We start from the raw sequence: 22,899 nt of genomic DNA on the forward strand, positions 1-22,899 counted from the left end.
ATTTTGAGCCCTTATTTTTTACGCATGCTGGCCTTCGTGGATGCCTTCGGCGTACTCTTCAACAATCTTGTCGTTGAACGCAGGCAGATCATCAGGACTGCGACTGGTTACCAATCCCTGGTCTACTACAACCTCTTCGTCAAACCATTCCGCACCTGCATTGATCAGATCAATTTTAATTGGCTTGGTAGAAGTAAGCTTACGGCCGTTTACTACTTCTGCAGTGATCAGGATCTGTGGTGCATGACATATTGCAGCTACCGGTTTACCAGCTGCAAAAAAGTCTTTTACAAACTGAATAGCCTTTTCGCTTTGTCGTACCTTATCTGGATTGAGCACACCACCGGGTAACAATAATCCATGGTAGTCTTCAGCCTTGACTTCATCTATCAGCTTATCAACAGGAACCTCTATTGTCCATTCATGGTCGCCCTTCATCGCTTGTATAGTCCCTGATTTAGAGGATATGATGTGCACTGTTGCACCTTCTTCTTTTAGCCTTTGCACAGGACTTGTCAACTCTGTTTCTTCAAAACCATTTTCTGCCACAACGGCTATGTTCTTATTGCTTAATCTTCCCATTTTGTTAAAATTAATTGATTAAATGTTTCTGGGTTCTCCAGAACTGTATGATAAGTACAGCTTACATTAGATTTTGTTTGTCAATTTTTTAAATGGGGCACTTGCTGATATAGTATTTTTTGGCAAAACTTAATCGTTTGTCCGTCGGTGCCGAATGAAGTAGGTGGCGAGATTAAGTGCAATTACGGCATGGTTGAGCAGGTTGGGCAGAAAGCCATAATGGTGGTTGAATATCTTAAACCGCTCTTTAAGACTATCCATGTGCTTTTGTTTTGAGACACCACCTACCAAATATTTTGCAACATATTGATGAGTGTTCACGATATGTTTTGCTTTTTTTGCTGCGTTGATGATCCAGTCGATATCTGCACTATACCGGTAGTTAAGGTTGTAGGGGCTGGTAATGCTACGCTTAATATAAATGGCCTGGTGACTGATGCTCATGCCATACTGGAAGCTTTTCCAGCTGAATTTTTGCGGGGCCTGATGCCTTCGCTGACCCAGGCTTACCCATGCTTCGGAATACATTTCCGTTTCGCCATAATAAATATCAGCACCTTCGGCTGTGGCAAATACTTTGGTCACAGTATCATTTGCGTAAATCTCATCCCCGGAGTTCATAAACAATACGTAATCGCCTGTTGCCAGTGCAAGCCCCTTGTTCATGGCATCATAAATTCCTTTGTCGGACTCAGAAAGTAAAACGCTAAACCGATTTTCATAACGTTTTAACAGGTCGACCGTGCCGTCTGATGATCCGCCATCGATCAGGATATACTCCACGTTCGTATACGTTTGATTAAGCACTGATAATACGGTGCGTTCAATGTCTTTAACATTATTGTAAACGATCGTGATAACGCTTAATCTTGCTGACATATCCTAATTAACGGGGTTGTAAATCTAATAAAGTCTTATATAACTTGATGTGTTGCTCTGCTATTACCTGTTCGGAAAATTGAGTTAATATTGTTCTTCTGGCTTCTTTTTGAATATCAGGTGCATTTTCATCATGGTATAACCACTCAATGCCTGTTGCCAGGTCTTCCGCATCTTCATATTCTGCCAGATAACCGTTTTCCAGATGTTTCACCATGTCTGGAATTCCGCCGGTTTTAAAGGCCACCACCGGTGTTGCGCAAGAGAGGCTCTCCATCACTGTATTGGGCAGATTGTCTTCCAGAGACGGCGTTATAAACACGTCGGCAGCTGAATAACACTTTGCGAGATGATCATCATTGCTTATTGTTCCCAAAAATGTCGTTTTGAAAGGAAACTCAGGCATGTCGGCGTTGTCTTTGTTGCCAAAGATGATAAGTTCGATTTTATCTTTATCGATACCCGGGCGACTTGCCAGGTCATTTAGTGCTGCGATGAGATATGGCGTGCCTTTGTGTTTGTCATTTTTAGAAGGCATAAATCCACTCATCAAAACAAACTGACCGGGAGCGATCTTAAGTATTTTCTTGGCTTCCGACTTTACATACGGCTTGAATACGTTGGTTTCGATTGTATTTGGTATTACCGTTACCTCACGGAATCCCATTAGGCTACTAAACTTCACTGATTTTGACATCCAGTTGCTGGGCGCTACAATATGGCAGTTCAGTTCGTTATATGCTTCTTTTTTGCGTTTCCAGGTTTTGCGGGAAATGTCGTCTTTCGAACTGTTTTTTAACAGTGGGCAAAAGCCGCATTCTTTATGAAAATTCTCGCAGGCATAACGCACATGGCAGCCGCCGGTAAAAGCATTGCTGTCATGAAATGTCCAAACAATGGGTTTCTCCAGCTCATCAAGTTCAGCAAGGAATTTAGGACTGAGAAATCCGTGATTTATCCAATGGAGATGGATGACGTCTGCTTCTTTTACTGCCGGGTGTTTGATAACAGACTGGCCAAACCATTGCAACGAAAAGGGCGTTTTTACAGCTTTAACAAACGCTTTTGCCAGATAACGCTCGGCCATGATATTGAATACAGCTTTTGCTTTCTGGAAGGGTGATTTACTGAATGTACCCGTAGCCGTACTTTCGGAAAACTGAAAGTATACCATCACTTTTGATTCTGCGCCGGCAGCATTCAGTGCATGGTTTAGACGTAGGCAGGCTCTGCCGGCCCCGCCATTACCTTCATATGTATTTAAGTGAACTACTTTCAATGTATCAAAATTACAGATTATTGTTAGCCTTATTAAATTCTTATGTATTTTCGTTCCCTCAGGAGGATGCAATTTAAGCGAATGCCCTGAAATAACAGTGTTTTTAAAAATATGGGTAATCTATTAACGGACAGGCAATTTTGGGTAAATTATTGGGAACGGAAGACTGGCTTGTCTGTCAATATCCCTCCAAACTACCTTTTTCATGATCAGCTTTCGCGGATTATAAAAAACAGAAATGTCAAAACAGCCATAGAATTGGGTGGATTTCCTGGATATTACGCCGTGTTTTTAAAGAAGTATCTGAAAATTGACGTTACGTTACTTGATTATTTTGTGCATCAGCCTATCACTGATGAATTGCTGCAAACGAATGGCCTGCAGAGCAAGGATATTAAGATCATAGAAACTGATCTTTTTAGCTATCAGCCAGAACAGAAATACGACCTGGTACTTTCCTGCGGACTAATTGAGCATTTTAATGATACCGCCGACATCATCAACAGGCATATCTCTTTCCTTAAGCCCGGGGGCACGTTATTTATCACGTTGCCCAATTTTAAAGCAGTTAATGGCTGGTTCCAGGAAAACTTTGACAGGGAGAATTATGATAAGCATAATATTGATTGCATGGACCCCGGATTGCTGGCAGATATTTGCCGTAAAGCTGGTCTTGAGGTGAAGCAATCGACCTACTTTGGAAATTTCAGCGTCTGGCTGGAAGACGAAAGTAAAAAGCCTGCTGCTTTACGGCTATTTAAAAAAATTGTTTGGGTAGCTGGAAAGATGTTTACAAAGATAGTCCCTTTCAATTCGAAGCAACTATCTCCATATATTATTGTTGAGGCTGTAAAATCCTGATATGGGGCTGCGCTGGGGATACTCGCCGAAACTGGAACAGTTTATTCCGCTGGGAGAGTTTCCGGCCGACCGTTATCTTATTATCGCGCGTCAGGCCATTGAAAACCTGGGTTGGAAGCTAAGCCATATCTCAGCGTCCGGAATTATTGCCTACACTGGATTATCATTGCAGTCGTATAGCGAAGAGATTTCTATTCGGATTCAGTTCAACTTTGCAGTGTTCAAAAGCGAATGCGTGGGTATTCAACTGTTATTTACTGATTATGGCAAGAACGAGCGCAATGCAGCACAATTTTTCCATGAATTTGAATATGTAGAATATCATCTTAACGAGGTGTGGGAGCAGCAACTTGAAGCATTCAGGTTACTTAAAGAACATGCAGATGATACTTATTTCGAACGTTCCCCGTTGGCTGTCAAAAATAAGATCAGAAACATTTTTTATTTGTTTTACCCGCGTAAAGGATACATCATAACGCCCCTTCTTATCGATTTTTGCATCTTGACTTTCTTTGTCAGTATGGCTGTGTTATCTTATTTTTTTCTTAAAAATCAGCGCCTCAGTATTCCACATGGACGAGGTTATATTACAGGCGACTACGCGCTCGGAAAGATAGGCGTAAGCTCGAGGCCATTTCTTGCAAAAGGGCAATGGTGGCGTTTGTTCAGCTACCAATTTCTTCATCTTTCAATTTCTCATCTGTTTTTTAATATGTATGCGCTTGTGTATATCGGACTGATGGTAGAGCCCAGGTTAGGTACGCTGAAAATAATTACTATATTCCTGCTCAGCGGCGTGTGTGGTGGGATATTAAGTGCGGCATTTCATCCGGTACAAGCTGTTGCAGGTGCTTCAGGATCCATTATGGGCATGTTCGGAGCTTTTATAGCCCTATTGCTCCTGAAGCCATATGAGCAAAATGCCAATCGGGCATTGTTAATCAGTACAAGCATCGTTGTCGCATACATGCTCTTGCTGAATGGTGCGGGAACAAAAAAGGTAGATCAGGCTGCGCATTTTGGCGGGGCAATTGCGGGTTTTGTGCTGGCTTATGCCGGCTGCAGGTCTGTGTGGTTCGGTCGCAAGATAAGTTTCATAGCAAGGTATGGTATAGCACTGAGCCTGCTGGCTGTAATACTGACCAGCTCTTTTGTACTAATGCCCAAAGACCAATCTAAGGAATTCGAAAAACTACAGCGTATGTACTTTAACAATTCTGCTGTGTTCAATAAGGTGTACCAGATGCCCTCATCAACACCGAAAGTGAGACGGTTGACAATTGTTTCTGCCGGGGTAGACAGCTGGTCGGCAAACAAGAAAATAGCTTTGAAAATGGATTCACTTAATCTTGATAAGCGTTCGGAGATGATTGTGGACTATGATAAGCGTATTGCCGAACAGGGCTATGTGTTGGCCAAACTCATGTATGCACATACAGTATCCGGAGATGATAGCAGACTGCCTGAAATCAGAAAACGTGCAACGGCTTTGAATTCGCTGGTTACAGAACTACATGTTAAAATGGCTGAAGCTAAGTAACTAGTTCATTTTCTCCTTTACAAAGCGTAGGATACGTTGCCACAACGTTCCTTTTCTATTGGTAAGGAAATGCTTTATTTGCTCGTACGCATGTCTGTTTTCCTTGATTTCAGAAGGGAATTCCTTAATTGGCTTCGGATTGATAATCACGTTATAAATATCGTTGATTCCAGAATGTACGCCGCTGCCATCATGGCCAATATTGTTGATCAGCGACTGCGATGGATTTAACGTAAGACCACCCTTTAAAAATATGGAGGCATACCAACGGATTGCCCAGGAGTTATTTTTGCCCTTTTTGAAATCCTGCATCTGTTTCCAGAAATTCATGTGGTGTTCGATGCTGAACTCATTTCTTTTCTGAGCATCAAACTGCTGGATTAGGATGTCAATATCAGGTTCGAAATGAGCCCATGCGCTTTCCCAGGTAGCCCAACCCCAGCTGGTTGCTGCACGATAAAAGAAACTGTCGGGCAAGGTTGAATCCTGAAGCGGATACATGTAGGCGCCGATATGCATCACCTTTTCTTCCTGCTCATATCTTGTTAAAGCCTCATTGAAATAGGTCAGTGTGTGTGGTGAACAAATCAAGTCGTCTTCAAACACAATAACGCGATGGTAGTCTTTAACCAGTTTTGTTACGCCTGCGATTACTGAGTTTGCCAGCCCCAGATTCTGTTTACTGTTGATGATTTCTACAGACTTAAACCCCTCGATGTCTTTTAATAATTCGCGTACTTCAGCAACGTTTTCTTCATCTGCCGGTGTTTTAGGGCCATCGGAAAAGACGAACAGGCGACTTTCAGCGGCGAGCTCATTCTGCTGCAAAAATTTTAGCGTCCGCTCTGTATGTTGCGGTCTGTTATATACAAAAAGGGCGATAGGGGCGAAACGTTGCATTGTTAAAATATTTGCAGATCCTGACTGGACCTTTTAGTCAGAACGGTATAAGCATTAGCAAATTGTTCCTTTCTTTTGTTTCCCAGGATCTGACTTAATGTTTGTTTAACCCGGTATTCCATTTCAATCTTAAACTGGCGAAGCAATGTCTTTTTGCGCTTCATATTTTTGAATTGATTGAATCTTATGGCTTCGGTTCCTGTTAAGGATGTTTTATCTGCTATAATCTCCATCCCCTCACTTTGCAAAAGGAATCTGAGCGACGTTGGCGTGTACATATTAATATGTCCGTAATCCAGGAAATGCTTCATACGCTTGTCAACACCAAAGCGATAGTCGAGGGGGACTTCAATCACAATGTTTTTCGCGACCCTTTTAAGCTCTCGAAGTAAAATTCTTTCATGTTCAACGTGTTCCAGTACATGCGCAAGGATAACAAGGTCGAAACTCTGATCCGGATAAGGAATTTTATATCCGTCAAAACTGTTCACTTCTTTAAGTTTATTCAGGTTTCTGGATTCGATAACTTTAACCCCGGATTCTGAAATTTCCAATGCATACAGTTCTTTTCCGAAATTCCATTCTTCTAGAAAATGTAGAATACTGCCATCTCCCGCACCTACTTCCAGGATTTTATCCGGACTTATATCCTTGCAAACATCAACTATATTCTGTGCTTTGGCTTTTGCACCCAGCATTCTCCAGGCAACATCATTTTGCTCATAGAACTGGTCGTAAGCAGATTTTACATTTGTACTGAGCATGTTGATCTATTATATTCCGAGACAATTGTCTGGTTTGTAAAACACTGATGTTGATTTTAAATAGAAGAGACCCGGGGAAATACCACTGAAAGATAACTCTTTGAAGCCTTGTTTGCTCAGGAACACACGGGCGTCGTTATAGAATTCGCGTTCGGAATCATCCAGTACCACAACGCCTTTATCCGTTAACGCGTCCACACTGTGGATACAGCAATTGATCCGGTCTCTGCCATCTACGATAATAATATCATATTTAGCACCAGTCAATACTGCTTTCCTTGCATATTCACCATCTTTCTCAAGTTTTGTAAACAGCATTTCTGCATTTGCCGGCTTGGTATCTACGATTTTATTGTACCAATCCTGATCGTGTTCTACGGATACTACTTTTTCCACTCTTTTTGCGTAAAAGATAGTAGAACTTCCCGATCCATATTCGAAGATGCTAAGTTCTTTTGTCAACCTTCCCTTGATGAAATCAATAAAAGAATACGTTACCCAGGGGAGGGCTTCGCCATTTGCGTCTACCGCCTGTTTGTTATCAAATGCTTTAAACCATCCAATATTGGCAAGGTACCCTTTATGTCCGTATGATAGCAGTGCGTTCAGCCGGTCAGGCTTAGCAATCAGTGTAATTAATGCTTTAAGTTTACTCAACGTTTTAAGATTTTTTGGAAAATGCTGACCAAAAATAATGATTTTAACATCATTATACCTTGTTGCCGCGTTTTGGGGATAAATAAAAGATAAAATGCGCTAACAAAGCAGGCGATTAGGGTAGCTATAGACGCGCCCACTCCACCATATTGAGGAATAAGCCAGAGATTGAGGAGGATATTGACGAGGGCACCTAAAGCCGTTCGCTGGAAGGATATACTGGTAAAACCTTCGGCGAGCAAAAATTGTGAACTTGCACTGCCGAGAAAAACAAAGATGCCTGACCAGATATGGATAGATAACATTGCACCTGCTCCATTGTATTTATTCTGATAGATAAGGTGGATAATATCAGCGCCGAAAAAGCTGATGAAAATTGCTACAGGAAGACTGATGAGCACAAGCAGGTCGTATAAGTTGCCAAGCCGCTTGAAATACCTGGGAAGGTCTGTTTTGCGCGCATGGATAATGGCAGGAAATACAGAAGTCACAATGGCAACGGGAATAAAATACCAGGCTTCACTTAGCTTTGCTGCCGCAGAATAAATACCCACTTCTTCACTTCCAACGGGTTTGAGCATCACCTGGTCTATTTTCATGTAAATAGAAACCATCACTGCAGAGAGAATCAGTGGGAATGACTTCTGAAGCAATCCTTTTGCCCGCGTTTTGCTGAAAGTCCAGGTGAAGAGCTGGAGTCCTCTCTTTTTATACATTAAAGTTAGGCCAACAGCTAATAAAATGCTGTCTAACGTTAAGGCGAATGCAAAATAAATTACAGGCAAGGCCAGCACAACCAGGATTACTTTTACGCCTGCCGAGATGATGATGCAGATGTTTTGCACCTGTACGACATATTTTGAGGCTACCTGCGACTGGAAGTAGGAGTCGATTACGTTAAAACTTTTGAAGAAGGAGGCGAAGGCAAGGATGAGCACCACCCAGGTTAGTGGATTGCCTGGTTTATCAGAATAATGATGAAAAAACAGATAGATCAGTACGGTAAGCGGAATGAGCAGTGCATTTACGCTAAGGCGTAGCAATAAGGATGTGCCCAAAATTTCGTCTCTCTTTTCGGGCTCACTGATCAATTCCCTGATGATAAAGCTATCAAGTCCAAGTGCACCAACTGCAGCAACAATAGTGGTAAAAGCATCAGCGAAGCTCAGGTCGCCAAAAGAATAGGGACCCAGGTAACGTGCAGTTAAAAAGCCTACCACCATGCTCAGAATTTTGCCGAACATGAGCCAGCCAGTATTTTTTACATACTTACCAAAAGCTTCCTCGTCAAAACCTTTAATGCCTGGAATTTTCATGAATTAAATTTGTCCTTTTAGTTTCTGATCACGCGCAACACTGTAAAACAATATTGCGAGATACCGCAAAGATGTAAAATTAAAAGGTCTTCTCAATCCGCTTTATCTGTTTGAGGTGATGGTTTAGGTGAATCTCTATGAATCTAAGCCATTGTGGGGCGTTGAGGTATCCCAGTCGCGGATGCCGGGTTTTTAAACTTTGGTCTGCATGAGCAATATTGGGCATATGCCTGTCCAGCTCTGTCAGAAACTGATCAATAAAATTATTGGCCTCGATCTTAGAGATAGACTGAACCCGCGGCTCCATTTTTTTAGGTACTTTATACCTTGCAGCGGGAGGGAAGGCGCCGTACAATAGAATGAGTTTCACCAGGAAGTGTGTCGGCCTTTTCTCCCCTTTACCATTATAGCTGTTTTCGAGTGCCATCAGAGAGAGGAGGCTGGCGTCCCAGATATGCGAGTATACCTGACTATAAGACCAGCCACCGATTGAAGGTGTTTGTTGAAACACTGCATCAGGTATCGTGCTTAATTTAGCGCGATATGCTTCAGCAATATGTTTCAGGGATCGGTTAAGGCGTTCTGGACTCATTCGACAGTGTTAAGTGTGTTTGATATACGTGTAAACGGGAATCATAGTTCTTTGTTTAAAATTGCTCCATGAGTTCCTGTAAATGAAAAATCTGGCGAGGTACATCGGCGGGTTTTTCCAGGCGTAGCGGATTAAAAAATATGGCTTCCATTCCGAAATTCTGTGCGCCATAGATATCTGCCTCCAGGCTGTCACCAATCATGATGCTTTCTGCAATGTTTGCTTTTGCTTTATCCAGGGCATGCTTGAAAATTTTCTGGTCAGGTTTATTTACGCCTACATCTTCAGAAATAATTACGTTCTCGAAATAAGGATTCAGTGCACACAGTTCCATCTTGGTGAGTGTCGTTTCTTTAAAACCATTGGAAATGATGTGTAACGTATATTTCTTGCTCAGGTAGTCGAGTACCTCGAGAGCGCCTTCAAAAAGATTCCGTTTAGTTGGGCTGATCGCCACATAGTCTTCTTCAAACTGATGCGGTACGTGGTCAGGGTGCAGGCCGAGTTGCAGGAATGTTTTGTGGAACCTTTCTGCGCGCAGTGTCTCTTTGGTGATTTTCCCCAAATGGTAGGCTGCCCATAAAGCATGGTTATTTGCTGTGTAGGTTTCTATAAAGGCTGGCGCCGATGTTAAACCCAGTTCTTGGAGTTTATAGGCGGTGTATAGCTCTGTTAGTGTTTCTGCTGCATTTTTATCGAAATCCCAGATCGTATGGTCCAGGTCAAAAAAGATATGTTTAGTCATGTTATATTTTTACTCCGTAGGCAAGATCTCCGGCGTCCCCTAATCCGGGTACGATGTACGATTTGCTGGTCATTTCTTCGTCGATAGCGCCAACCCAGATTTTGGCTTTAGGCAAATTTGCCTGTACATGTTTAATGCCTTCGGTACTAGCGATGACGGCTACGATATGAAGTTCTTTAATTTTATATTTTGCGAGTAGCTCTTTGCAGCACAGCACCATGCTCAGGCCTGTGGCGAGCATTGGATCACTGATAATTACAGTTTTACCCGTAAGGTCGGGAGTCGAGATATATTCAATCTCGATCACGAAATCTCCACTTTTGTGTGTTTTGCGGTATGCTGTGATGAATGTGGATTCGGCTTTGTCGAATACACTTAACATGCCTGCATGCAAGGGCAGGCCGGCTCTGAGTATTGTTGCCAGCACAGGCTGGTTGCTAAGTTGCTTTGTATTTGCAATACCAAGCGGGGTTTGGGTTTCGTTATCGGAATACGGTAGTTCCTTACTGATCTCGTACGCAAAAAAGGCGCCTACCCGTTCCAGGTTGGTGCGGAATCTCAGTGCATCTTTCTGAATATTGATATCACGGAGTTCCGAGATAAAAACATTGGCAATTGAATTGGTCTTACTGAGGTTGAAAATCATATGTCGGAGTTAAAAAATTAGCTAACATGTCGTGGTAAAGTTTTCTCACCGTCTTACCTTTCTCGCCAGGGGCGAAATGGTTCTGATGCCAGACCATATAATAGTGACCTTCCAGGAGTTTAACGGTATCCAGGATATCCTTCCATTTATGTAATACCTCTTTGGCGTGGATATTTTTTTCAGGCAGACTGAGGTCGTTGATCACAACGGGATGAACGAGGAGATGCGTGGTTTTTTCCAGTTGCAGGTCATACCAAAAGAAGGGGGTGCATGTTCCTGCTCTAAATCCAGGTGTCTTGGTGTAGCCCATTCTGTAGTCTTTGGTGACTTCATACTTAAGTAATTTCAGATAGCTGGCCGGCAGACTTATCTGCCCGTAACATTCTTCTGCTCCGCTGCTTGTTGTTTTGTAGAAAAAGCGACTTTTCTCAGCATACGGTTTTTCCATTTTATCTATCGCTGCCTGGATTTCCGCAAGTTGGGCTTCCTCCGTGAGGCTGGTTCTAAAAAGACCGGTTACCTTTTTTATTATGGCCGCTGCACCATTTCTAAATCCCGATCCTGTAGTACCGCAGTCAGGGTACATACATACCAACGATTGAAAATGGAAGGTCTTTTTAAAAAAGAGGATATTGGGATAACGTTTGATGATAATGTTTTTTATGATCAGCGCCCAAGCATCTACCACAGGGATTTCTAACAATTTAAGCTTATTCTGAAGACTTAACCTTACCGGGAAGCAGCCATCCGGATCTGGCGTATGTGGTAAATACTCTTCATACCGGGTAACAAAATAAAACGCTGCGGCGAATACGTCGAAAGGTAAGGTACTGTCTGCAACGGCAAAGGGAACGATCGTATCACCGAAGGCCGTCGTTTTAATTGTAGGTCTGGCAATCTTGTGCTCGAGTAGTAAATCTGCATTCTTAAAGAATATCTCATTACCCACAGGGCGGTTGGCATAGCTTATTTTCGGGATGTCTGATGCCTGGAATTCAGCCAGTACGGAGGTGAATCCGATCTGGGTTTGCAGGACTTCTGTGAAGATAAAGTTGAAGATGTACTTTATCCTTGGTGTAAGTATGGGCACATAAACCAATAACTTCATCCTATAAAATTAGGATATAATCAGCATATTTCAATACATCAATATTGCTTATCTTTGAATTTCAGGGAAACTATTCCGGAGATAGATTGTAAAAGAAGCTATGAAATTCCAAATTGTATCCGACTACAAACCGACAGGTGATCAGCCAAACGCGATCAGCCAATTGGTTGAGGGTGTAAATAATAACGAGAACTATCAAACCCTTCTGGGAGTAACAGGTTCGGGGAAAACATTTACCGTGGCAAATGTGATTGAGCAGACGCAAAAGCCGACTTTGATTTTGAGTCATAATAAAACACTTGCGGCACAGTTGTATGGCGAATTCAAGAATTTCTTTCCTGATAACGCAGTAAACTATTTCGTTTCCTATTACGACTATTATCAGCCTGAGGCATATATGCCGAGCAGCAATACATATATAGAAAAGGATTTAAGCATCAATGAAGAAATCGAAAAGCTGCGGTTGAGAACTACATCGGCGCTCATGTCGGGACGAAGGGACGTTATTGTTGTTTCCTCCATTTCCTGTATCTATGGTATGGGTAATCCCGAAGATTTTTCAAAATCGGTATTCCGCTTTGCAGTAGGTACCCGTATTTCCAGGAACTCTTTTTTACATAGTCTGGTAGAGATTTTATATGCACGGACGATTAACGATTTTAAGCGTGGAACATTCCGGGTTAAGGGAGACACTGTTGATGTATTTCCTGCATACCTGGATAATGCATACCGAATTTCATTTTTCGGCGATGATGTTGAAGAGCTGAGTGTTATTGACCCTGTGACGGGAAAGACAATTGAGAAGTTAGAAGATATGGCGATTTACCCGGCCAATCTTTTTGTTACACCAAAGGAGCGGTTTAATTCTTCTATCTGGGGTATCCAGGAAGAACTTGAAATACGGAAAAATCAATTAATCGGCGATAGGCAATTGCTGGAAGCTAAGCGGCTTGAAGAGCGGGTTAACTTTGATATAGAGATGATGAAGGAACTGGGCTACTGCTCAGGAATTGAGAATTATTCGAGGTTTTTTGACGGCAGACAACCGGGGATGCGTCCTTTCTGTTTGCTTGATTACTTTCCCGATGATTACCTGATGGTGATTGATGAGAGCCATGTTACGGTACCTCAGATCCGGGCTATGTATGGTGGAGACAGGTCAAGAAAGATGTCGCTGGTAGAGTATGGGTTCCGCCTGCCTTCAGCACTTGATAACAGGCCGTTGAATTTTGATGAATTTGAAAGGCTTGCACCGCAAACGATCTATGTAAGTGCTACTCCCGCAGACTACGAATTGGAAAAGTCGGATGGTATTGTAGTGGAGCAGGTAATCCGGCCAACGGGTTTGCTGGACCCACTTATTGAGGTGCGTCCTGCTATTAATCAGGTTGATGATTTGCTGGACGAGATTGACAAAACCATTAAGATGGGGGACCGCGTTCTTGTTACTACGCTGACAAAAAGGATGGCTGAAGAGCTGACCAAGTATATGGACCGGTTGAATATCAAGGTTCGTTATATCCACTCTGAGGTTAAGACGCTGGAACGGGTAGAGATCCTGAGAGATTTACGACTTGGCGTATTTGACGTTTTGATTGGAATCAACTTATTGAGAGAAGGGCTGGATTTGCCGGAAGTATCATTAGTAGCCATTTTGGACGCTGATAAAGAGGGTTTTTTGCGGTCTGAGCGTTCATTGATTCAAACAATCGGGCGTGCGGCGAGGAATGATCGCGGGCGAGTGATCATGTATGGTGACAGCATTACGGATTCTATGGAGAAAACGATAGATGAAACCAACCGGAGACGCGAGCGGCAAATTGCCTACAACACGGAACATGGTATTGTTCCGAAAACAGTTGGAAAGAGTCGGGAGGCCATTCTGGAGCAAACCTCGGTACTGGATTTCTCTGCAAATGCGGCTCATGCCAAAGCTTATGTAGAGTTTAATGAAGTCAGCGCAGCGGCAGATCCAATTGTGCAGTATATGACACAGGCAGAGATGCAGAAATCTATTGATAAGACACGTAAGGACATGGCCAAGGCCGCGAAGGATATGGACTTCCTGATGGCTGCGCGACTGCGCGATGAAATGTTTGCGATGGAAAAAATATTTGAAGAAAGATTTGCTAAATAATGGACGGAAAGAACAGAAAAGACATTTACCCGGGTTTGGAGGTAGACATTATATTGAAAAAGGACCAACGCAGCGGCGCATTGACAAGAGGTGTTGTTGCTAACCTGCTGACTTCGGCAGCATACCATTCGAGAGGGATTAAAGTTAGACTGGAAGACGGTCAGGTAGGACGTGTTGCTGTAATCCCATTGCAATAATCTTTCGTACATTGTAATAATCAGATTCAGAATCCGTCTATATTTGTAAACTGAACTAAAAAAAATATGGGTTTTATTAAATTTCTATTTTTCACAATATTGATCCTTTGGATCATCCGTGTAATTATCAAGCTGGTATTTCCACTAGTTTTAAGAAGTCTTTTCGGTAAAATGCAGCAACAGGCTGCAGGTGCTGCGCCACAGCAAGATAACAGAAGGAAACCTGAAGGTTCTATCAGTATTGATTATATGCCTCCTAAGCAAAAAAAAGGCAATGCTGATAAGCTCGGCGATTTCGTTGATTATGAAGAAGTAAAATAATATATTTTTAAATTCTTCTTTATTAGGCGCTTATTTCCTTCCTTTTTATATTTTTGGGGTTGTTAAAATTAAACAACCCTTAATGAATACTTGGTTTACTAGAAATGGTCTTCATCTGGCCATCATTGGATTTTTCGTAGTTATCTGTTTCGCATACTTCAGTCCTGTTTTGCAGGGCAAAGGGCCGGCGCAAAGTGATGTTTTGCAAGCTAAGGCGATGCAGAAGGAAATCATGGATTATAAGGCAAAGGATGGCAAAGGACCCCTTTGGACGAATCAGATGTTTGGCGGTATGCCGGCGTATCAGATTTGGGTGCAATATCCAATGAACGGTGCTTCTTATGTGATTTCTTTGATTACCACGGTTTTGCCTGATCCGGTGGATGTAGTGCTGCTTTACCTTTTAGGTGCTTACCTATTATTCTGCGTACTTAAGATCAATCCATATCTTGCTGCGGCGGGTGCTATAGCCTTTGCTTTCACCTCTTATAATTTTATTATTATCGCAGCCGGACATAGCAATAAGGCACTTGCCATTGCATTTATTGCCCCTATTTTTGCCAGTGTGATTATGACCCTCAGAGGGAAATATTGGATTGGTGGCAGTTTGACGGCCCTATTTCTGGCGCTGGAGATCCGTGCAAATCATATCCAGATGACCTATTACCTGTTTATCGCATTGCTGATTTATATTGGTATCGAGTTATATCATGCATTTAAAGAAAAAAAGATTGCTCCTTTTGGTAAAGCATTAAGCTTCCTGGCCATAGGAACAGTGCTAGCTGTAATGGTTAATGCGGGTACGCTCTGGACAACCTACGAATATGGTAAAGAATCCAACAGAGGTAAATCGAATCTGACTACCGATAAAACTGAAGAGAAGAATGGCCTTTCCAAGGAATATGCTTATGGCTGGAGCCAGGGTGTTGGAGAGAGTTTTACTTTTCTCATTCCAAACCTGTATGGTGGCGCAACAAGCATTGATGCATTGGTAAAACCAACAAGTCATGTTTACAAGACGCTCGAAGGTGTTGTAGGTGGAGACCCTACTCAGGCGATCCAGCAGTTGGCAGGACAATTTGGTGTTCAGCAATATTGGGGTGAAAAACCGGGTACTTCGGGGCCTTTCTATTTTGGAGCCATTATCTGCTTCCTGTTTGTCTTTGGTTTGCTCGTAGTGCGCAACCGCTTAAAATGGTGGATCCTTGGAACTACCATCCTCTTTATGCTACTTTCTTTTGGAAAGAACTTCCCACTGGTATCAGATTTGTTCTTCAGTTATTTCCCATTATACAATAAATTCAGAGCGGTAGAATCTATCGTTGCCCTTGTCGGTTTACTAGTTCCAATACTTGCTTTCCTGGCAATCAAAGAACTTCAGGATGGCAGATACGATCAAAAGGAAATGGTTAAAAAGCTGGCAATAGCTGCAGGTATCACTGGTGGTTTCTCTTTGCTGGTTGCGATTATGCCAACAGTATTTTTTAGTTTTACGAATTCCACACACCCACAAATGGTTCAGGCGCTTACACAAGCATTGAACAATAACGTTGGCGTGGCACAAAGCCTGGCTAATGCTTTGATCTCAGATCGTGTTGATCTGGCCCGTGCAGATGCACTGCGCTCCTTCCTGTTCATTGCTATTGCATTTGCTTTAGTGTGGGCTTATCTGACTAAGAAGATGGGTATGCAACTTGCATTTATTCTTCTTGGTTTAGCCGTTTTAATTGATATGTGGCAGGTAGATCGTCGTTATTTAAATAACTCGAACTTTGCAAATAAGAAGGATTTAGCAAACCATTTCCAGCCACGTGATGTGGATACATTTATTATGGCCGATAAAGATCCTGATTTCAGGGTGTTCGACTTATCAGTATCTACGTTTTCTGACGCCAGTGCTTCACAGTTTCATAAAACTGTAGGCGGTTATCATGCTGCTAAATTAAAGCGTTTCCAGGAACTTATTGATGCACAGTTTTCAAAAAGCATCAATCAGGATGTTCTGGATATGCTCAATACTAAATATATTATTACCCAGGATCAGCAAACAGGAGCTTACAAAATGCAGCGTAACCCAACCGCGGCAGGTAATGCATGGATTGTACAGAGTGTACAATTTGCTAAAGACGCTGATGAAGAGATGAAGGCGATCAGTAGCTTTGATCCTAAGAAGGAAGCAATCGTGGATGAGCAGTACAAAGGCTTGATGGATCTTAAGAAAGTTGGCCCGGGTGGACCAACAGCAATGATTAAGTTGGATAGTTATCATCCTGATCATCTGGAATATTCTTACAGTACGCCAAATGATGTTGTTGCTGTATTCTCAGAGATTTATTATAATAAAGGCTGGAAGATGTATGTGGATAATGTAGAAAAGCCTTATTTCAGGGCCGACTATGTATTGCGTGCAGCACAGTTGCCGGCCGGAAACCATAAGGTTGACTTTAAGTTTGAGCCAACTTCTTACTATGCGGGAGAGAAAATCTCACTTGCCGGATCGATCCTGCTCGTTGCAGCACTCGGATTCTCGTTTTGGGATGACAAAAAGAAAAAGCAAAAATAAAAACTATAGTGCTTAGCGATATCGCCGGATACATTTTAAGTGTATCCGGTTTTTTTATGCATAAACATCACGGTTTCTTAATGGCTTGTTAACCTGTGTATTGCAAATTTGCAATGTAAACTGTCCCTTATGCAGGAAATCATAGTTGTTGTAGCCGTACTCGCCCTTTTGGCTTTCTTTTTTAGCCCGTACGATTTAAAGATGGATGATGATGACGTCTAAACGAGAAATAGATATTGCCGTAATTTCAGATGTCCATCTGGGCACTTACGGTTGTCGATCCAAAGAGCTGCTCAAATACTTGAAGAGTATTAAACCAAAGAAATTGATCTTAAATGGGGATATCATAGATATCTGGCAGTTTAGCAAACGTTATTGGCCCGAAAGCCATATGAAAGTGGTACGTAAGCTCATGAAATTTGTGATGGAAGGCGTTCCTGTATATTATCTGACGGGAAATCACGACGAACTACTGCGAAAATTTGCTGATATGGAAATGGGCGCTTTCCATTTGCAAAATAAGCTTGTTTTGGAAATTGACGGCAAGAAGGCCTGGTTTTTCCACGGCGATATTTTTGACGTGACCATGCAGCATTCCAAATGGTTGGCAAAACTGGGCGCTGTAGGTTATGATACGCTGATTTTGATTAACAGTTTTGTGAACTGGATGCTGAACCTGGTAGGTAAGGAAAAAATGAGCTTCTCACAGAAAGTAAAGGCAAGCTTCAAGGATGCAGTAAAGTTTATCAATAGCTTCGAAACAACGGCCGCAGAGCTTGCTGCTGAGAAAGGCTATGAATATGTTGTCTGCGGACATATCCATCATCCGGAAATGCGGAGTATTCCCACCGAGCATGGAGCTGTAACTTACCTGAACAGTGGAGATTGGATTGAGAATTTGACAGCACTTGAATATGTAAATGGAGCCTGGACGATCTACAAATATGAAGATCGTAATTTTGAGTCTGATGTAGAAGAAGATGGAATTCTTTCCGATAGTGAAGACTTAGGAAGTAAGCTTGACGTTAATGCGCTGTTGCAAAAGATTAAGTTAGAAATTGTCTAAGCACTAAAATTTACAGATATTCGGTGCGGATGAAAATATTGTATGCTATTCAGGGAACAGGTAACGGGCACATTAGTCGCGCCCGCGAGATTGTCCCCCTGCTCCAGCAACACGGTGAAGTTGATCTGTTGGTAAGCGGTACGCAGGCCGATGTTCAGCTGACCCAGGAGGTCAAGTACAAATTGCACGGCTTCAGTTTTATTTTTGGAAAAAAGGGTGGCGTAGATCATTACGCAACCTGGAAGTCCATGAATTTACCGCGTTTTATGAAAGACACGCGAAATATTCCTTTAGAGGACTATAATCTTATCTTAAATGACTTTGAACCTGTAACGGCCTGGGCATGTAAAATGCGCGGCATAGAGAGTGTAGGCTTAAGTCACCAGGCTTCCTTTCAATCGAAAAAAGTTCCTAAGCCAAAGAGTATCGATTGGGCGCAACTTGTGATGCGGTATTATGCACCAGCAACACATTATGTAGGATTTCATTTTGATAAATACGACGATTTTATTTATACGCCTGTAATCCGCTCTGAGATCAGGGGGTTGATTCCTTCGGATCATGGACACTATACGGTTTATTTACCGGCCATAGACGATCAATGGCTGACACCCGTACTGAAACAGATTTCAGAGGTTAGATGGGAAGTGTTTTCTAAACATTGCAGAATTCCATATGCTGATGGAAATGTTTCTGTGAGACCCGTTAACAACGAAGGCTTTAACCAGAGTATGGCAAGTTGTACCGGTTTATTAACCGGGGGTGGCTTTGAGGGGCCTGCTGAAGCACTTTTTCTGGGTAAAAAGCTATTGGTTGTACCGATGAAATTTCAATATGAACAGCAATGTAATGCATACGCGCTTAAGCAGTTTGGATTGCCAGTAATTTGGGGTAGTAATAAAAATTGGTTGCCCGTGATCAAGAAGTGGGTTGCAGAAACGCAGGAACACCAATTTAGTTTCCCCGACGAAACAGCGGCTGTAATTGATAAAGTTGTGCAACAGTTTGCAAGATAAATTTCTTTACTTTGCCTTTCGTAAAAAGGTATGATCAATCAGTTTAGAACTTCAAATCCAATCAACGCAGTATACCTGTTTGCCTACACCTTTTTTATGCGGATCGCTATTTTTGCGGAGTTGCCTTCAAAATTGAACTTTGAGTTCCTGGAACCCTATACCAGATTTTTCATTCAGATTCCTATTGGAAACGATCTATCGCCAACGACAAATATCGTTTTAGCGGCGCTTATCGTTTATTTGCAGGCGATACTTTTTAATCTCGTTATCAACAATCATAACTTGCTGAGTAAACCGGGTTATTTACCTGCCTTGTTTTATATCACGGGATCCAGCTTATTTATGCCGTTCTTAATTCTAAGTCCCGCACTCGTATGTAATTTTCTGCTGATCTGGGTAATGGACAAGCTGATGAAGATTGGTAAATCTCAGAATGCAATTATGTTGATGTTTGATGTGGGGATGATTATTGCTGCGGGCACATTGATCTATTTCCCATTCATTGTGATGCTGGTGATGATCTGGCTGTCTTTGTTGCTGTATCGCTCTTTTAGCTGGAGGGAATGGGTGTCGGGTCTTGTAGGGTTTGTTACCATCTTTTTGTTTTTAGGCGTTTTTTATTATTGGAACGACAGTTTAGGGAGTTTTTACAGGATCTGGTTGCCGCTGGCAAACAAGTTTCCTTCGGCCTTTAAAATTCATTATAATGATTATCTGGTACTTGTTCCTGTTGCTTTGATTATGGTATTGGCAATGATACAATTGCGGGAGAATTTCTTCAGGAGTTTCATCAGCACACGGAAAGCATTTCAGATGTTATTTTTTATGTTTCTCTGTGCCGTAGTCAGTTTTTATACCAAGCCTAATTTCAGGCTTTATCATTTCCTGTTGTGCGTACCACCCGGTGCAGTATTACTTGCTTACTATTTTTCGAATGCCACAAAACGGTGGTTTTATGAAAGTCTCTTTCTAATATTGGTAGTTGCGACCCAGTACTTTTTATTCGTTTAACCTTTTTTAACAAATGGGAGGCTTGAAACTTGCTAAAGATTAATAGCTTTGTGGCATGAAGCTCGGAGTCAATCTGGTGATCGATGTCGGTAATTCGAACAGTAAAATAGCTATTTTTCAAGGTAGGGAGCTGGTTTTTTACGAGATTGTTGAACGTACGGATGCCGTTTTTCTTAAAGAGTTGATTGGTCGCTTTGGTGTAGATTGTTCGATTTTGTCGACCGTAAGAGAAGAAGATAAAACGATTTTAGAGATTTTAAAATCTGAGACCTGTTACGTAGCGTTTTCAACAGAGAAAAATACCGGAATACTCAACAATTACCTGAGTAAGGCTACTTTGGGGCTTGATAGATGGGCCAACGTAATTGCTGCCCATCGGTTATATCCTCAAGAAGACTGCCTGATTATTGACGCAGGCACCTGTATAACCTATGATTTACTGCAGCGTGATTCTAGCTATGACGGTGGAAGTATCAGTCCGGGAATACGGATGCGGTTCAAAGCACTGAATCACTATACTGGGAAACTTCCCTTGGTGGATTGGGATGAGCAAAGAGAAATTCCTGAAGGAAGAGATACTACAAGTGCCATACTTTCCGGAGTTTTACAGGGTATTATGAATGAAATTGAGGGCTTTATAGCCAGTCAAAATAAAATAAATCAGGGATTGAAGGTTTTAATAACAGGTGGTGATGCGCCGTTTTTGTGGAAGCAATTAAAAAACAGCATCTTTGCGCCTCAAATTATTAACGATCCCTACTTGGTACTAAAAGGATTAAATGAAGTCATTGCTTTTGAATATGTTTAAAAAGATCAATTATATAGCTGCAGTTCTGGTTTTGCTGGGTGGCAATGCTGCATTAGCACAGGTTACAACGCAATCGCCTTATTCGAGGTATGGTGTTGGAAATCTTAAAAGTCTGAATTTGCCTCAGTTTAAAGCGATGGGTGGAATTTCCAGTGGGGTCTGGAAACCGGACGGCTATAGTTATATCAATATGCAAAACCCGGCATCATATGCTGGAATACAGTATACCTCCATAGATATTGGCGCAAGTGGTTCAATCAGCAATCTGAGGAGAAATGGAGCAAGTGAAAGTAGTTTTAATGCTACATTGAGTCACGTTGCGCTAGCTTTTCCAGTTACACCACGTTCAGCTTTAAGTTTCGGTGTGTTGCCATATTCGGAGTTGGGTTATCAATTTTCAAACTCTGCGACACTTTCAAGCCCTGGGAACAGCGCTTCTCAGGCGGTAAATTATATTTATGGCGGAGAAGGTGGATTGACTAAGGCCTATTTTGGATATGGTCGTCAGTTTGGAGATCATTTTAGGTTGGGTGCAAACGTGGATTATATATTTGGGAATATGTTACAAACTCGTTCTACAGAGTTTGTTGACCAGACGAATGTACTAAACTCGAGATTTCAGACAAAAAATAGTGTGGGTGGAATAGGATTTTCTTATGGCGCACAGTATCACATAGACCTTGACGCAAAAACATCATTGAATTTTGGTTACTCAGGATCATCATCATCGAACATCAATTCAAGAAGGACATTTGTTGTAACACAATATTTGAAAGATGCTACTACTGGGAATGAAAACGGCGCTTTAGACACGCTTCAAATTACACAGGATGCTAAAAGTAGTTTGAAGTTGCCATTGGTACATAATTTCGGGTTCACAGTTGAGAAGTTTGGAAGGTGGATGATCGGTGCTGATTATCGCATGGGTAAATGGGCGAACTTTATGATTGATGGACAGAACCAAGGTCTGCAAAATACATATGGTATGTCTGTTGGTGGACAAATCACGCCTGACGCAGGATCAATCAGCAGTTATTTCAACCGTGTTGACTACCGTTTGGGCTTCACTTATGATAAGACTTATGTGCGTATCAATGATCAGGACATCAAACAGATGGCTGTTACTTTTGGATTTGGATTCCCGCTTGCAAGTACACCCAGCAGACTGGCTTTTTATAAAATTAATTTTACAACTGAGCTAGGTAAGCGTGGTACAATGACCAACAACCTGCTTCAGGAGAATTATATCAACTTGCATTTAGGCTTCACCATGAATGATAAGTGGTTCAGAAGGTTTAGATTTGATTAATGAAATACAGAAGGTTTCTACTTTTTTCACTTGCTATTGTTCAAATGCAGCTCTTGCTGAGCTCCTGTGGCGATGATGATCTGAAAAAAGTAGCTACTATTTCTGATAAAAAGGTAGCGATTACATCAAATCGGTCTTACGGTGTAGATGTTATCTACAGTGACTCAGCAAAGGTAAAAGCCAGGGGATTTGCCCCAATCCTCGATAAGGTTACGCCGACAGACGGGGCGCATTACCAGGAGATGCCTAAGGGTGTTAAAATAACCTTTTATGATAAACTAATGCATAAAGATGGTACAATTACCTCCGATTATGCGATTATGAAGGAAACTGAACAGATTACGATTTTCAAAAAAAACGTGGTTGTGGTGAATGTAAACCTTACTTTCAATACAGAGGAATTGATTTGGGATGAAAATAAGCACTCTTTCTTTTCTCCTAAAGGAGTCATCACAAAACCTGATGGTACGGTGATCAATGCAGTCAATTTTAGGGCACCTGAAGACTTCAGTACGGTTGACTTTGAGAACGCATTTGGCGAAACTTATATTAAGGGCGATTTAACACAATAAGCTTTCATTTCAGTTGGCTTATGCGCTAAT

23 protein-coding genes are annotated in these 22,899 nt (G+C 41.9%); 12 read left to right on the forward strand and 11 right to left on the reverse strand.

The window, feature by feature from the left end; genetic code table 11:
- Window positions 1-18: 18 nt before the first annotated feature.
- The 3 genes from CLV32_RS18795 to CLV32_RS18805 form a co-directional block, all read right to left on the reverse strand.
- Complete coding sequence (locus tag CLV32_RS18795) at window positions 19-582, reverse strand: type 1 glutamine amidotransferase domain-containing protein (protein ID WP_133558433.1); 564 nt, start codon at window positions 580-582, stop codon at window positions 19-21.
- 129 nt (window positions 583-711) lie between these two features.
- Window positions 712-1,461 carry a glycosyltransferase family 2 protein gene (locus CLV32_RS18800; RefSeq protein ID WP_133558435.1) on the reverse strand — a complete coding sequence of 250 codons (750 nt, stop codon included), beginning with the start codon at window positions 1,459-1,461 and terminating at the stop codon, window positions 712-714.
- Between the two features lie 7 nt (window positions 1,462-1,468).
- Window positions 1,469-2,740: a glycosyltransferase gene (locus tag CLV32_RS18805; RefSeq protein WP_133558437.1), complete on the reverse strand. Its 1,272-nt coding sequence runs from the start codon at window positions 2,738-2,740 to the stop codon at window positions 1,469-1,471.
- 111 nt (window positions 2,741-2,851) lie between these two features.
- Between CLV32_RS18805 and CLV32_RS18810 the strand changes: the two genes are divergently transcribed.
- Window positions 2,852-3,601: a class I SAM-dependent methyltransferase gene (locus tag CLV32_RS18810; protein WP_133558439.1), complete on the forward strand. Its 750-nt coding sequence runs from the start codon at window positions 2,852-2,854 to the stop codon at window positions 3,599-3,601.
- 1 nt (window position 3,602) lies between these two features.
- Window positions 3,603-5,141: a rhomboid family intramembrane serine protease gene (locus tag CLV32_RS18815; RefSeq protein ID WP_133558441.1), complete on the forward strand. Its 1,539-nt coding sequence runs from the start codon at window positions 3,603-3,605 to the stop codon at window positions 5,139-5,141.
- On the opposite strand, the gene CLV32_RS18820 is transcribed toward CLV32_RS18815, so the two are convergent.
- The 8 genes from CLV32_RS18820 to CLV32_RS18855 all read right to left on the reverse strand — a co-directional run bounded on the left by CLV32_RS18820 (window position 5,142) and on the right by CLV32_RS18855 (window position 11,869).
- Window positions 5,142-6,041, reverse strand: a complete 900-nt coding sequence (locus tag CLV32_RS18820) for a glycosyltransferase (RefSeq protein ID WP_133558443.1) — start codon at window positions 6,039-6,041, stop codon at window positions 5,142-5,144.
- Window positions 6,042-6,043: 2 nt separating this feature from the next.
- Entirely contained in the window at window positions 6,044-6,805 is a 762-nt protein-coding gene (locus tag CLV32_RS18825) for a class I SAM-dependent methyltransferase (protein ID WP_133558445.1), read from the reverse strand.
- A gap of 9 nt (window positions 6,806-6,814) precedes the next feature.
- Window positions 6,815-7,462, reverse strand: coding sequence for an FkbM family methyltransferase (locus CLV32_RS18830; RefSeq protein ID WP_133558447.1), 648 nt, complete (start codon window positions 7,460-7,462; stop codon window positions 6,815-6,817).
- Window positions 7,459-8,778 (reverse strand): flippase, encoded by a 1,320-nt coding sequence (locus CLV32_RS18835; protein ID WP_133558449.1) that lies wholly within the window; start codon window positions 8,776-8,778, stop codon window positions 7,459-7,461. The genes CLV32_RS18830 and CLV32_RS18835 overlap by 4 nt, the downstream gene beginning before the upstream one ends.
- 79 nt (window positions 8,779-8,857) lie before the next feature.
- Window positions 8,858-9,370 carry a DinB family protein gene (locus CLV32_RS18840; RefSeq protein ID WP_133558451.1) on the reverse strand — a complete coding sequence of 171 codons (513 nt, stop codon included), beginning with the start codon at window positions 9,368-9,370 and terminating at the stop codon, window positions 8,858-8,860.
- A 55-nt stretch (window positions 9,371-9,425) separates the two neighbouring features.
- Complete coding sequence (locus CLV32_RS18845; RefSeq protein WP_133558453.1) at window positions 9,426-10,115, reverse strand: YjjG family noncanonical pyrimidine nucleotidase; 690 nt, start codon at window positions 10,113-10,115, stop codon at window positions 9,426-9,428.
- A 1-nt stretch (window position 10,116) separates the two neighbouring features.
- Window positions 10,117-10,761: a uracil phosphoribosyltransferase gene (gene upp, locus CLV32_RS18850; RefSeq protein WP_133558455.1), complete on the reverse strand. Its 645-nt coding sequence runs from the start codon at window positions 10,759-10,761 to the stop codon at window positions 10,117-10,119.
- A complete protein-coding gene (locus CLV32_RS18855; RefSeq protein WP_133558458.1) occupies window positions 10,742-11,869 on the reverse strand; it encodes a DUF7033 domain-containing protein in 1,128 nt (375 codons plus the stop codon). The genes upp and CLV32_RS18855 overlap by 20 nt, the downstream gene beginning before the upstream one ends.
- Window positions 11,870-11,969: 100 nt before the next feature.
- Between CLV32_RS18855 and uvrB the strand changes: the two genes are divergently transcribed.
- From uvrB to lptC, 10 genes are all read left to right on the forward strand, one after another.
- Window positions 11,970-14,006: an excinuclease ABC subunit UvrB gene (gene uvrB / locus CLV32_RS18860; RefSeq protein ID WP_133558460.1), complete on the forward strand. Its 2,037-nt coding sequence runs from the start codon at window positions 11,970-11,972 to the stop codon at window positions 14,004-14,006.
- On the forward strand, window positions 14,006-14,203 hold the full coding sequence (locus CLV32_RS18865) for a YwbE family protein (RefSeq protein WP_133558462.1): 198 nt from the start codon (window positions 14,006-14,008) through the stop codon (window positions 14,201-14,203). The genes uvrB and CLV32_RS18865 overlap by 1 nt, the downstream gene beginning before the upstream one ends.
- Window positions 14,204-14,269: 66 nt before the next feature.
- On the forward strand, window positions 14,270-14,524 hold the full coding sequence (locus tag CLV32_RS18870; protein WP_133558464.1) for a DUF4834 family protein: 255 nt from the start codon (window positions 14,270-14,272) through the stop codon (window positions 14,522-14,524).
- 82 nt (window positions 14,525-14,606) lie between these two features.
- Window positions 14,607-17,087 carry a hypothetical protein gene (locus CLV32_RS18875; RefSeq protein ID WP_133558466.1) on the forward strand — a complete coding sequence of 827 codons (2,481 nt, stop codon included), beginning with the start codon at window positions 14,607-14,609 and terminating at the stop codon, window positions 17,085-17,087.
- A 208-nt stretch (window positions 17,088-17,295) separates the two neighbouring features.
- A complete protein-coding gene (locus CLV32_RS18880) occupies window positions 17,296-18,153 on the forward strand; it encodes a UDP-2,3-diacylglucosamine diphosphatase (protein ID WP_133558468.1) in 858 nt (285 codons plus the stop codon).
- 29 nt (window positions 18,154-18,182) lie between these two features.
- A complete protein-coding gene (locus CLV32_RS18885) occupies window positions 18,183-19,169 on the forward strand; it encodes a glycosyltransferase family protein (RefSeq protein WP_133558470.1) in 987 nt (328 codons plus the stop codon).
- Window positions 19,170-19,199: 30 nt separating this feature from the next.
- A complete protein-coding gene (locus CLV32_RS18890) occupies window positions 19,200-20,180 on the forward strand; it encodes a DUF6427 family protein (RefSeq protein ID WP_133558472.1) in 981 nt (326 codons plus the stop codon).
- A gap of 55 nt (window positions 20,181-20,235) precedes the next feature.
- On the forward strand, window positions 20,236-20,988 hold the full coding sequence (locus CLV32_RS18895) for a type III pantothenate kinase (protein WP_133558474.1): 753 nt from the start codon (window positions 20,236-20,238) through the stop codon (window positions 20,986-20,988).
- A complete protein-coding gene (locus CLV32_RS18900; RefSeq protein ID WP_243732356.1) occupies window positions 20,960-22,297 on the forward strand; it encodes a porin family protein in 1,338 nt (445 codons plus the stop codon). The genes CLV32_RS18895 and CLV32_RS18900 overlap by 29 nt, the downstream gene beginning before the upstream one ends.
- Entirely contained in the window at window positions 22,297-22,869 is a 573-nt protein-coding gene (lptC, locus tag CLV32_RS18905; RefSeq protein WP_133558476.1) for an LPS export ABC transporter periplasmic protein LptC, read from the forward strand. Before CLV32_RS18900 ends, lptC begins: the two co-directional genes overlap by 1 nt.
- Window positions 22,870-22,899: the final 30 nt, after the last annotated feature.

Source organism: Pedobacter duraquae, from assembly GCF_004362245.1.
In the GTDB taxonomy this organism is placed as follows: domain Bacteria; phylum Bacteroidota; class Bacteroidia; order Sphingobacteriales; family Sphingobacteriaceae; genus Pedobacter; species Pedobacter duraquae.